The sequence below is a fragment of the Paenibacillus sp. FSL R7-0048 genome, from assembly GCF_038004505.1.
GTDB classification, from domain to species: domain Bacteria; phylum Bacillota; class Bacilli; order Paenibacillales; family Paenibacillaceae; genus Paenibacillus_AQ; species Paenibacillus_AQ odorifer.
This window is the reverse complement of record NZ_JBBORF010000001.1, coordinates 901,475-914,017: the sequence shown is the minus strand read 5'-3', so window position 1 is coordinate 914,017 and position 12,543 is coordinate 901,475. Positions and strand designations below refer to the sequence as shown.

Here is a 12,543-nt window from a genome sequence, read left to right as displayed (position 1 = left end):
TCTGAGTTTCAGATTGATTATATAACCAAACACTTATATAATCAATTGATTATATTTGAGCAATCTACTCAGAACTCCTAAAAATTATATAAATTGTGTAGACATCAAAAGACAGTTCCTAATGCACAAAATGTGCCCAACGAAACTGTCTTTTTTTCGTAATTAAAATTTCTTTTGTTTTCAGTCGAAAAGCTATTGAAAATGGAATATAGTTCGTTTACAATAAAACCAATAATAAGTTCTATAATTATAGAACTAATAAATGTTTCAGTAACTTACTCAAAGGATGGAGAAGCTCATGGAATATAAAGTAGAAGTCGATTTTGCCCCCATGTATGAATGTGTGAACAGTATGACTGCTTTTCTAAGCAAGCAGAACCATACTGCTATGGATTCCGGTAAGCTCTGGGTACGTGAAGTCCAAGCAAGATTTGCCCCGATGTTGCTTCGTAAAATGCAAGAGGTCGTTAAGAAACTTGATGATTTCAGTTTGGCTCCCTACATTTGGTGCTGTCCAGTAGAACGTTCGGTTAGCAGCTTTCTGGATTGGTTTGATGGGTTAACTTCGGGTGAACTGTATGAAATATCTGGACGTTTCGGCCAATCGGTCCCCTCTAATCTTTCCGAGCTAAGGGACACTGCCTCTGACATCCTGCGCGAATGGAACGCGGGTTACTTCAATGGAATCGAACCTAATATCCTCAAAGGGCTTGAACAGGAAGCCGAGTCAAGACGAACGACACTGAATGGGAACAATGATATGGAAGTATTTGAAGCAGCAACCGACGGAATGCGCCTCTATCCAACCGAACGTCTGAAGCAGGTCATTATCATTCCGCAATATCATGCCCGCCCACTGGTCACCACCTCTATGTTTGATGAATTCGTGTTCACTAGCTACTCTTGTGATGTTCTCCCTCCGGAAGCTGGCCGGCCTGCTCCAGCACTACTTCGCCTTACCCGGGCACTCTCGGATGAGACGCGGCTGTATATCCTTCGTTTGCTTACAGGCAAGCAGTTGAATTTCACGGAAATCGTGCGGGAAGTCGGACTTTCTAAAAGTACAATCCACTACCATCTGATCGCGCTGCGCGCAGCAGGGCTGGTCATTGTCCATACCAACGTTAAAAGCACATCGTATAGCCTGCGATTGGAAGCCTTAAATGGGCTACCGCAACAGATTGGGTCATATCTAGAGAGTCAAGCATAAACGCCTTAAGCGTCCTTATAAGGACGGTAAGCGTATATGCGAGAAATATAAGAAAGGAGCGAACAGGCTATGATAAAACGCAGCTATTATGGTTTACTCTCAACCATAACTTTAAGTGCTTTTGGGGATGCTTTTGGCTTGTTGGCTATGGAATGGCTCGTCTATGAGCTGACGGGTTCCAAACTAGCGATGGGAGCACTCGCACTCAGCTCCGGCATACCTGAGCTGCTGCTGCGCTTGCTGGGCTCGCCGCTGTCCGACCGACTCCACCGGGTACGCTTTATGGCCTGCTTGGCAGCCATTCGCCTGCTGGCTATAGCATTGCCACTTGGCATGGGTCTGGCTGGCCAACTGCAGCTGTGGCATCTGTTTGTCGCCGCTGGTCTCAGCGGGGCCTGCGCCGCCCTGTTCATGCCAACAGCCATGGCTGTTATTCCCGGCGTTGCCGATAGCCGGAAGCTGGTGCGGGCTTTTGCTATCATCGATGGCAGTAAAAGTGCAGCAGTCTTGCTGGGCCCCGCCCTGGCTGGAGCGTTGACCGCTGCCAGTGGCGCGCTGCCAGCCCTTAGCATCAACATGTTATGTTACATTGCGGCCATCACTACCTTGCTGTGCCTGCAGAAGCTACCCAAGCCCTCTCCAGCTCCAGGCCGTTTCTCCATTGCCATCTACGTTCGCGAAATAGCTGAGGGCTTTACCTTCTATAAACAATTCCCCGCCATGCTTACGATAATGATGATGGCCTCTATTAGTAATCTAAGCTCTATTGCCGTCTGGACCATGATGGTTCCTTTTGTACGCGAAGTGCTCCACCGTGATGCGGCGACGATGGGCACACTTAGTACAGTTTTCGCACTTGGAACCTTAGTCGGGCTAAGCGTCATTTCCATGATAGGGGAAATTAAAAAGAGGCGGTTTGTCATGCTCGGAAGTCTGGGGACCATCGGTTTAGTTACAACATTATGGGGGTTATTTCCTAGTTTTTCTTTTGCTCTCGCCGCCGTATTCGCCACCGGAACGATAGGCCCCTTCTTCGGCTCCTTAAGCTCTTCACTCCATGGACGTCTGGTTCCGGGCAATCTGCAAGGAAGAGTCAACTCCATCCGTTTTTTAATCGGTGGCGGTTTACAGCCTTTTGGTGCTTTTGCCGGCGCCGCGATTGCTGAACTCTATGGTGTGCCTGCGCTTTTTGTCATCGCCGGCTTGCTTCCAATGCTCTGCGCCAGCGCAGCCTTGCTGCTCCCCGGACTCAAAACACTGGACGGTGACCTCTCCACACTTGAAGCCACTCATAGGCAGCCCGATGCCGGGGTTCCCCCGCACAAAGTTGTTGCTGAACGTTAAGTGAATCAAAAAAACAGGCGATACCGGATACCGGAACATCGCCTGTTTTTATAAGTCTTCACCTAAGAGCATCGCTACTAGGTATATTCTCTTTTCAGTGGTTTGTCACAGTGGCTTGATTCGTAGCCACTAGTTCCCCTCCCCCTTCCGGTAAAAACCGAAGCGGGAGGCGTTGAGCCTTTAGTTTGTGTTTGTGTGTTGGTGTTTTGGAATTCGCGCTGATAGCAACGGAGAGAACGGACTGATTGTGGAAAAGCGGAGCGTCCGCCAGCGTAAAAAGCGCACAAACCTCCAAAAGCTAATACCAAGAACCTAAGGCTCAATCAACCCATATTTCGTTTTTATCCGATCCAACTTCTCAATCATAGGATTAGCAATAAAAAACAAAAACACCACCGTCGAGATCGCATGCACCATATCAAACCAAAAACCTGAAATATAAGTGGTCATTAAAGCCGGCCATGAGAACTCTGAAGTGAACATCATCAGCGAGCCTATATTGATAATGCCTCCGTATACGAAAAACGTCGCTAAGCCTCCGAATATACACAGCGACAGCTTATTCTTTTTAAGCAGACCCTTCTTGAAGAAAATGCCCGCCAGGAAGCCAATGATGCCAAAACAAAACATTTGCCAAGGCGTCCAAGGCCCCTGCCCAAAGAAGAAATTCGAGACAAAGCCTGCAACAGCGCCAACCAGAAACCCTGCCTCCGCACCCAAGCTTACCCCTGCGATGATGACAATAGCAACCACTGGCTTAAACTGCGGCAACATAAAAAAGGCTGCGCGTCCCGCCACGGCAATGGCTGCTAACACCGCTATAACGATCAGCTCCCTCGCCTGCGGCTTCCGGTTCTCGAATACCATCGCAAAAGGAATCATCGTATAGATAACAATTAATAGACTGATAAAATAATACTTCCGATCATTTAGCACAAAGATGCCTAATAAAATCGTAGCTGGAATGACTATGAGGATTAGTAGTGCCGCTAATAAAGTTCGACGACTCAAACGACGATCCGTTATCTGCTTCTTTGACATAAATCAATCACACCCTCTATCGTTACTCCCTCATTCCATACATGACGCGCCATACGGTTGGCGGCCGTTGTATAGAAGCTGTTTCCCGCAAAAAACTTCTGTGCTTCATTCGTAGTGATGATACTTCCATCAAAAAACATGGCGCAGACCTCAGCGTATTTGGCACAAAATTCAACATCATGCGAGACCATTACAATAGTAACGCCTTCGGCATTGAGCTTTTGCAGGAATACGGCTAGCTTCTCTTTGAAGGGTCCATCCAGTCCTTTGGTCGGTTCATCCAACAGCAGAATCTTCGGTTCTAACAAAAGCACCTTCGCCAACGCTGCACGCTGTTGTTCTCCCCCGCTGAGATCATACGGATGCATGGAGAGGAGATGTTCCAGTTCTGCGAACTTTACCACAGCTTCAACTCTGGCGGTTTTTTCTTCCTTCGTCAAAGAGAGCTGGGATAACATTTCATATAAATCTAGCTCGACTGTTTTTTTCACAAATAAGGTTTGCGGATTTTGCGGGAGGATGCCCAGATTGTTAGTAAACAACGCTTTGGCATTCATCTTCGCAGGGTTGCTCCCGCCGATAAGAACCTTCCCTCTGTATGGCTGAAGGATCCCGCTCATCAGCGACAGCGTCGATGTCTTCCCTGTTCCATTCCCGCCAACAATACAATAAAATTGCCCTTGCTTCACTTCAAACGACAAATCTTTAATGATATCCGGTCCATTTTTATCATATTTAAACCATACGTCCTTAAACTTTATGACTACAGGGCCGGCCTCTTTCGTGCTAGGCTGAGTTTCTGCCATCGTTGCAGGAGTCTTACCCTTTAGAAAAGCATCCAACCATTGGCGCCCTTCCTTCACAGTCACAGGCCACGCTAAGTCATGATCTACTCCTGCAACAATCTGCATCGGTGAGGGCATGGACAGAAACATCGGATGGTTCAGCTTACTTAAAGCCTCGCCCACCTTTTGCGGGGTATCATCGGCGATCACAACTCCCTCATTCAGCACAATCAACCGATCTGTAAGCGGAAGAACATCCTCTAGACGATGCTCGGTCATGATCACGGTTGTTCCCAGCTCACGATTTATTTTTTTGACCGTCTCCAGAAAATCGGAAGCCGCAATAGGATCTAGCTGGGAGGTAGGCTCATCGAGGATTAGAACCGAGGGATGCATAGCCATTATGGAGGCTAAGTTAAGCAGCTGCTTCTGGCCGCCTGATAACTCAGTCACACTTTTATGAAACCAGGTCTGGATCCCAAAAAAACTGGCCATTTCCGCCACACGCAGACGAATAGTAGAATGATCATACCCCAAACTCTCCAGCCCAAAGGCAAGCTCATGCCATACTTTATCTGTCACTATTTGATTGTCCGGACTTTGGAGTACATAACCAATTTCCGCTGCCTGCGTTCTTTGATCAATCTCCTCTACAGGTTGACCCTTATAATAAATTGCCCCTTGGCGATTGCCATGTGGGGTTAGAATTGTTTTCAGTTGTCTAAGCAGAGTGCTTTTGCCACAGCCTGACTTTCCACAAATAGTAATGAAGTCTCCACTTTCAATCGTAAGATTAATATTCGAAAGAGCCGCTTGCTCTTGTTCAGGAAAAGTAAAGCTTAATTCTTCGATTCGATAGATTTCCATTTCATTGCCTCCACCATATTGATGAGCACTGGGATCATACATAACGCAAAATAAGCGATATATATAAGAATACTAAAGGACGTAATTGCGCTCGCTTTAATCGACGGATGGAATCTCATGGTGTTCTCACCCATCACTGCCCCTACGGCTACCAGCGCAATTAAGCCTGTCATGATCAAGAGGGCTACTTTGTCTCGGGCATCTAACCGAAAGATAGAAAAGCTTGTACGGCCCGGCAATCCATACCCTCTCGATCTCATGGAATCTGCTGTCTCAATCGCATTTTCCAAAGCCCAGGTGGTCATAATGGAGAGGATCGTAATGCCATTCCGCGCACGCGCGAGGAGATTTCCCTGTGAGACATCCCGGCCTATACATTTTTGAGCATTCGAAATCACCTTGATTTGCGCTAAATATCTAGGAACAAAACGAAGCACCATCGAAAAAATCAACGACAGTGCCGGCAGTATTTTTCCGAATATATAAATAAACTTATCCGAGGTCATCACGACGTTATAACAGGAGAACCAAATAATTACCGTCACAAACATACACGCCGCTGCCACGCCATAAAGAATCGATTCCTTCGTAATAGGGTTCCCGTTGTTTAAATAGAACAAGATCGTTACCCCTTGGTGATTAAAAACAGGATTCATCACTGCCATAAACAGCAGAAAAGGAATCATGTAAAGCAGATTAAATCGGATGCCCTTTTTTCCTTTTAACATAATTGAGTAGGCTACAGCACTAATAAGGGCAATCACTTGAAATATAGGATGCATGAACACCATGCTAAACAGCAATACAACAACAAAATATAGAAAATTCACAAACGGATGAAAGGTAGAAAAGCTATCCTTCATTATTTCTGAGCTCCTCCTGTGGCTACATAACCACCCACATCTCGACCTAGATCACAAGTGTATACCCAATCAATGACATCTCCATCTTTGAGAACATAACGGCTACTGCCGTAGTTAGGGAACCAGCCATTTACTTTGTACATCCATCCACTGAGCTCTCCAGCATCGAATTCATACAGATTATTTATGCCTTCAATATAATTACTGTTATAGATCGGCGTCATGCTAAATTCCATATGGATTTTATTCTTTTTCATTTCTCTTAGTAAAACATCAAACACAGACTCACCTTCATAAAAGGTTACCTTCTGCGCTTTATAAATGATACCATCTGCCGGCAATACTTCAAGCTTATCCTGATTAAAAATATCCATGTTATCTAAAATTGTTGCTGCTGAGACGGACAAGGTAGCCGTTAATTGCTTCTTCTTATCTACCGTTGCATCTTGCCATTCCACTGGTTTAGGTTTCCCGCTTGGCACTGGATCGGTAAGAAATTTATCCTTTTTCGGTTCCTGCTTGGTTTCTGTTGTCGCTACTTTTGAATCAGGTTTTGTTACGGGTTTTGCCGTCGCTTTCGTTTCCGGCACGGACGTTTTAGCCGCTTTCGGCGTTGCGGTCGGTTGCTTCGTTGCAGCAGGTTTTGTTGTTGCGACCGGTGTTACAACTTCTGTTGGTGCTGCAGTTCCTGTTGGTGTTACAGCTTCCGTTGGTGTTGCCGATTCATTTGGTTTTAGGGTTTCAATGGGCTTAGCTGTTTCACTTGGCGTAGCTGACGGTGTTATCTCTGTTGTCTCGGTAGCGATGGCCTCAGTGGGTTCAACATCATCATTTGTTGCGGAAGCAGTGTTCTCTGGCTCTATAACCTGTGTCTCAACGCTACTATTTGCGACCTTGTTTGGGCTCTTCTGGTAATCCCCGCCCCAAAAGAAGGCGATAGCCAATACACCTATGATTAGTATCGCGGTTAACCATTTCTTCTTGTTCATTTCTCTAGTCCCACCTTAAATAATAAGCAAGGGTATACACGCTACCCTTGCTTATCTCTCTAAATATAATTCTATTTGACGTCTGTCATATCATAAAGACGGGTCTGGCCATTAACGAGCCGATCATAGGAAACCAGTGCATACATCGCCTGATCCGTAGCCATAAGATCTACTTCTCCTGGTTGCGCGCCTCCATTGCCTACTCCACCCTGCTTCACGTGATAAAAACCACCTTCAGGTGCAGCAAAACTAAGCAATGCGTCTACTGCGGAATGTCCATTTTTAATAAATCTGGAATCCTTATGCGGGTCAATACCAAGGCCAGTTAAAGCTACAATCACCTGAGCGATGCTTTCGGAATTTGTAGATTCCCAGCTTGCAAAACCACCGTCTGCTGTCTGTGTTTTGGATAACCAAGCAATCCCCCGGTCCACAGCAGCTGTTACTTTGGCGTTGGTTTTGTAATAAGGCGTTAAGCCTTGAATGACCATCCCCGTGATATCTGGATCAGCCGCTGTAGCATTACTGCCTAGTGCCCATCCACCACCGCTGATCTCTCTGCCCAAAATATAATCAATGAGCCTCTCTCTAGTCGTCTGCGTCTTTACATCCTTAACCACTGGAATGTCGTAATGATTACTGTCCAGTGCAATGAGAGCAAACACAGGTCCGTTAATACCTTGCTTAATTACAGTATCAAAATCCGCGAGCGGTTCCAGTAGGTTATAACCCGCCACTTTATCAATATTTTTGTTGATTGAAGTTAATGCCAAAATAACTCTATCATATTCCGTATATTTTACGCTATGCAGCTTCCCAGCTTTTTCTTTAAGAGTTGCTTCTACATTCGCGTAGTACTTAGTGTAATAACTATCTGGAACCTTCACGCCTGAACGAGCCAGCCCGAACACTGTCCAGTCCCCGCCAACCGAGGAGATAACCGGGTTTGTTACTGTTTTTTGCAAAAAGGTAGCTGTGTTCTGAATATAAGAACTAACTGCTTTATTCTGAATAGTCGGACTAACCACTTTGTTCCCACTCTTATAATCATGGGTTCTAGTAGCTACAACAGCCGCCATTTCTCTAGTTACAAGCTCTTTAGGTTTAAATTGATTATCATCACCTAACATCAAACCAGTCGCAACAACGGTCTCTACATCTGCTTTGGCCCATGCCGATACGGTGTTGATATCTTTAATCGCTGTTCCTGGCTTCGTCGCCGGGATGGCCAATGCTCTGACGATAATTGCTGCCATCTGCTCACGAGTAATCTTGTCATTTGGCTTAAATTCATTATTAAAGCCTGTGATTAGACCTGCCTTATGCGCAGCATTCACATATGGATAGAACCAATCACCTAGAGCGACATCCTTATAGGTAATGCCTTTATCACTCTTAATATCAAGTTCTAATGCAGAAACGAGAATCTTAGTGAACTCCGCTCTTGTGATATAAGCTTTCGGATTCACCTGGCCATTATTACCTTGGATATATCCTTTTACTGTAGCTGTTTCAATCGCTGAATAGGCCCAGGAAGAGATCTTATCAGCATCTGTATACAGTTGTTTAATATCATTCGTGTTCTGGGTAGGATCCTTAGGAGTCACTGTTGGAGATGGACTCACATTTGGATCAACGCCGGCTTCCGGATTAGCTCCCCCACCAGGAGCAGGAGTAGCACCAGGCTTAGGCGTTGGGGTTGGAGTAGGGCTTGTAGTTGGTATCGGTGCATTTAGATCCACACCCAAATTCGTAGTATAACGCCACTGAATTCTGTCCCCGGAACTTAGGTCATATGAAGATGCTCCATAATTAGGATATTTCCCATTCACATTATACATCCATCCACTGCCGCTGCCATGGTCAAATTCCCCATCACCAGCTATGGATTCAACATATACACTTCCAAAGTCACTGTTCCAGGAATCTCTATAGTCGATACCGCGGCTATCCAGCACTCTTTTTAGTACAGACCACACTGTGTCACCAGATTGTAGCTCTACCTGTACAGATGGAACAACATATCCCTTATTAATCGTAAGCTTATCCACGGACAGGATTACATATGGTTTCGATGGAGTGGTTCCGCCACCATTGTTGCCACCATTGTTGCCGCCATTTCCTTCACCATTTCCGCTACCATTACCGTTACCACCGTCGCCGCCAGGTGTTTGTACTGCACTGGAAGCATACGCAATGTAGTCAGTGAAGTGATTGGTTTTTACAATTAAGTCATTTCCACTATCATAGGCATACTCAGACTTACCGCTTGCAAAACCTAAGTCATCACTTGCAAATTTTTGAATGGCATGAGGGGTGCCATTTTGAATATAAGCAGCTTCTTTTCCTTTAAGGTCCTTAAAGGTTAACGTAATAAATTGACTAAATTCTACTCTTGCACTACCACCCATGGAAAATGCTTGAAGAATGTTATCAAGCTTCTTGTCCCCAGGAATAATCTGATTCACACTATCTTTTAGTGCAGATTCTGCACCGGTTAAAGCTGAAATCAGTTCAATCGTTGAGGCATCCCCACTCGTAACTTTTGCACCCTTAGGAATGACTACAGATACGTTACCTTTTATGGCCTCTATCTGAGGAAGGTCGCTGTTACTTGGTAAATTGACACTAACCTTTGATTGATTTTCTTCTGAAATAGCTACTGTGATTTCTTTGTTGCTATCTCCAGCGCTGATCGGAACGATATAATCATTAGCGTCATTTGGGATTTCAACTTTCGGGTTCTCCCCAGAAGGTAACGGAAGTTCTTTCGGACCCTCTGGTTGCCCAGGCCCCGGTTCTTCTGGTTGTTCCAGTTGCACATCATTCATATCAAAGAGACGGTTGCTATGATTGATCAGACGATCATAGGACACAAGAGCATACGTACCTTGGTCCGTCGCCATATTGTCCACTTTGTCTGTGAGGATATGCTTAAATCCACCCTCAGGTGCAGCAAAGCTAAGTAATGCATCAATAAGCGAATTTCCACTTTTAACAAATCTAGCGTCAGTGTGCGGATCTACGCCTACACCAGTTAAGGCTACAATTACCTGCGAGATACTCTCGCTGCTAGTGCTTCCCCAGCTTGTAAATCCGCCTTGATTGTTTTGGTTATCGGACAGCCATTGGATGGCCCGATCCACGGCAGCTTTTACATCATCACGGGATGCATAATAAGGTGCAAGAGCTTGCATCGCCATCGCAGTCATATCGACATCGGCTTTGGTTACGCCTAATTCCCAGCCACCAGCTTCTGCTGTACCTTTTTTAACCTCTTTATCTAAAATGTACTGAACTAGTTTTTCTCTTGTGGTCTGTTCTGTAACTCCATCAACTACAGGAATCTCATAGTTATGGCTATCTAGCGCAATCAGAGCAAAAATCGGACCATTATTGCCTTGCTTTTGGATATATTGATAATCAGCGAGTGCTTTTCTCAGATCATATCCCGCAACATTTGTGATATCTTTTCCGATAGAGGTAAGTCCTAATATTGCTCTGGAATTCTCTGTGCTTTTATTGGCGTCGAGTTTTCCATCCTCTTTAATGATTGATGCTATTTTCGTTGCTACATTGTTGTAATAAAGATCGTAATAACCGTTAGGTACTGTATAGTTCGCCCGGGCCAGAGAAAGGATCGACCATTCTCCGCTGCCTGTTCCAAACGTTGGATTCTTTACAGTATTTAAAATATAAGCAAGGTTTTTATCTAACTGTTGTTTGACGGCAACTGAAGTTTCCAGTTTGTAAGTAACCTGATAAGTTACATTTGTTTTGTTTCCAGCTCCGTCAAGAGCCGTTACAGTAATTGCATTACTGCCTGAATTCAGAGTAGCTTTATACTCCCCATTTGCAGGTGATAAAGTAACTCCATTCAGCTTCACTTCTGGAGTAATGTCACTATATACATTGTCTGTGACAGCTACTTTGAAGCTTATTTCTTTATTGGATACTTCCTGTTTATCTTGTATGCCACTTACTGTAATAACAGGGGGTTCTATGTCTAATGCATTATTAAGACCGACAAGCGCATGATCTACACTTATTTGAGAGCTTGCCATGTTTTCGAGCACGGAATAGGCTTCATAAACTGCCGATTGCACTACTGGTCTGTCCAAAATAGTTTCTTTATTAGGGGCACTGTTAATCTCGGCGATTTCCGCAGTTAAAGCATCCTTATTGGCAAGTTGAACTGGGATTTCCCCCCAGCCGCCAAGATCAGAACCATAGCCATAAGTGGTGAACTGAGTTCGAATGATGTCACCGTCTTGAGGCTTATAATCGGTCATCCCAAACGGAGGAAACACATTATTTACTGCATACATCCAACCCGACATGGAGGTGTAGTCAAACTGACTTAACCACTCGGGGTCTGCTTTAGTGCTGACTGTATTCCCATCGGCTGAAATCATATCTAAAATATATTGTGGAATATTGACTTCGCTTCTGCCACTATCTTTAACTTCTGATAAATAAAAACCACTATCTATATTTCCTAAATATCTATAATTCCCATCACCTAGCGCACGTGTTATTAAAGATGCGCCATTATCGCCTTCATAAATCGGAACTTTAATAGGTTCCTTAATATACCCTTGGCCTAAGGTGAATTTCTCTACGGATACAGATACATACCCTTTAAGGGTAGAGCTTGCTCCATCTGCTTGAGCCGGGATTACACTTGTAGAGAATGTCGTAATAAATACAGCTACAATAAGTAACCACGCTAAAAACTTATTTTTCTTCATTTTTCCATAACCCTTCCCTTCATACCTATGATAAAAAACAGAATAAACTTTCTCATAACCACAAAAAAACCACTCAACATAAACGTCAAGAGGTTAAGATAGTGAACCACAGTAATAGCTGGCAAACACTATTCAAGCACCTCTCTATCGATCGTAGAGTTTGATGGTGTAACAGAAAAAGGCAGATATTCTGGCTCAAGTATCATCACCCTTGCTGCCTTCCCAGTTTCCCAGTGGCATTTTGCAAGGACTCCTCTTTCACAGCGGCGGGACCGCGCGGGATTCACACCCGCTTTCCATTTAACCAATCTATGATTGTACTTCCGCAACATTCATAGTTGGCACCTATTTCTAATTTTAAATTTTCATGCTTCATCATATCTAATATATATGCTTTTGTCATGTTATATTTCTTTTTTGTATAACGGGCAGCTAGAGATAATCCTATTGAATAACCAATTTCTACGAGTAGGGTTATTCAAATAATTTCTTTATCCAAGTGTGGGGTAAATTAATTTAAATCACTAATTCTTATATGAATTTACCACAAATTAGTAAGGTACTCGCTAAGTGTATTCTATGTTAGGGTATATTCAGAAAGCGTTTACAAAATAAAACTGGAGGTGTTTGTATTCATCTAACCACCGAGTACAGCGTCAAAGCCAGGTCCAAGCATCCTAAATTTATCTCACA

7 protein-coding genes and 1 riboswitch are annotated in these 12,543 nt (G+C 44.3%); of the genes, 2 read left to right on the top strand and 5 right to left on the bottom strand.

Going from position 1 to position 12,543, the window contains the following annotated elements; genetic code table 11:
- Nucleotides 1-298: 298 nt before the first annotated feature.
- The gene (locus tag NSQ91_RS03950) at nt 299-1,210 is read left to right on the top strand and encodes an ArsR/SmtB family transcription factor (protein WP_076305189.1); all 912 of its coding nucleotides are present in this window, start codon (nt 299-301) and stop codon (nt 1,208-1,210) included.
- Between the two features lie 69 nt (nt 1,211-1,279).
- Nucleotides 1,280-2,554 carry an MFS transporter gene (locus tag NSQ91_RS03945; protein ID WP_076305188.1) on the top strand — a complete coding sequence of 425 codons (1,275 nt, stop codon included), beginning with the start codon at nt 1,280-1,282 and terminating at the stop codon, nt 2,552-2,554.
- A gap of 312 nt (nt 2,555-2,866) precedes the next feature.
- Here the strand turns inward: NSQ91_RS03945 and NSQ91_RS03940 are convergent, their stop codons facing one another.
- The 5 genes from NSQ91_RS03940 to NSQ91_RS03920 all read right to left on the bottom strand — a co-directional run bounded on the left by NSQ91_RS03940 (nt 2,867) and on the right by NSQ91_RS03920 (nt 11,850).
- Nucleotides 2,867-3,595, bottom strand: a complete 729-nt coding sequence (locus tag NSQ91_RS03940; RefSeq protein WP_036684891.1) for an ECF transporter S component — start codon at nt 3,593-3,595, stop codon at nt 2,867-2,869.
- Nucleotides 3,577-5,247, bottom strand: coding sequence for an ABC transporter ATP-binding protein (locus tag NSQ91_RS03935; RefSeq protein WP_076305187.1), 1,671 nt, complete (start codon nt 5,245-5,247; stop codon nt 3,577-3,579). Before NSQ91_RS03935 ends, NSQ91_RS03940 begins: the two co-directional genes overlap by 19 nt.
- Nucleotides 5,220-6,110 carry an energy-coupling factor transporter transmembrane component T gene (locus NSQ91_RS03930; protein WP_081391938.1) on the bottom strand — a complete coding sequence of 297 codons (891 nt, stop codon included), beginning with the start codon at nt 6,108-6,110 and terminating at the stop codon, nt 5,220-5,222. The genes NSQ91_RS03935 and NSQ91_RS03930 overlap by 28 nt, the downstream gene beginning before the upstream one ends.
- On the bottom strand, nt 6,110-7,099 hold the full coding sequence (locus NSQ91_RS03925; protein WP_076190128.1) for a DUF4430 domain-containing protein: 990 nt from the start codon (nt 7,097-7,099) through the stop codon (nt 6,110-6,112). Before NSQ91_RS03925 ends, NSQ91_RS03930 begins: the two co-directional genes overlap by 1 nt.
- Before the next feature lie 71 nt (nt 7,100-7,170).
- Nucleotides 7,171-11,850, bottom strand: coding sequence for an S-layer homology domain-containing protein (locus NSQ91_RS03920; protein ID WP_076305185.1), 4,680 nt, complete (start codon nt 11,848-11,850; stop codon nt 7,171-7,173).
- A gap of 163 nt (nt 11,851-12,013) precedes the next feature.
- A riboswitch (cobalamin riboswitch) is annotated at nt 12,014-12,214 on the bottom strand.
- Nucleotides 12,215-12,543: the final 329 nt, after the last annotated feature.

Coding starts and splice junctions, on each gene's coding strand:
- NSQ91_RS03950 (WP_076305189.1), top strand. CDS start 299: ATGGAATATAAAGTAGAAGTCGATTTTGCCCCCATGTATGAATGTGTG.
- NSQ91_RS03945 (WP_076305188.1), top strand. CDS start 1,280: ATGATAAAACGCAGCTATTATGGTTTACTCTCAACCATAACTTTAAGT.
- NSQ91_RS03940 (WP_036684891.1), bottom strand. CDS start 3,595: ATGTCAAAGAAGCAGATAACGGATCGTCGTTTGAGTCGTCGAACTTTA.
- NSQ91_RS03935 (WP_076305187.1), bottom strand. CDS start 5,247: ATGGAAATCTATCGAATCGAAGAATTAAGCTTTACTTTTCCTGAACAA.
- NSQ91_RS03930 (WP_081391938.1), bottom strand. CDS start 6,110: ATGAAGGATAGCTTTTCTACCTTTCATCCGTTTGTGAATTTTCTATAT.
- NSQ91_RS03925 (WP_076190128.1), bottom strand. CDS start 7,099: ATGAACAAGAAGAAATGGTTAACCGCGATACTAATCATAGGTGTATTG.
- NSQ91_RS03920 (WP_076305185.1), bottom strand. CDS start 11,850: ATGAAGAAAAATAAGTTTTTAGCGTGGTTACTTATTGTAGCTGTATTT.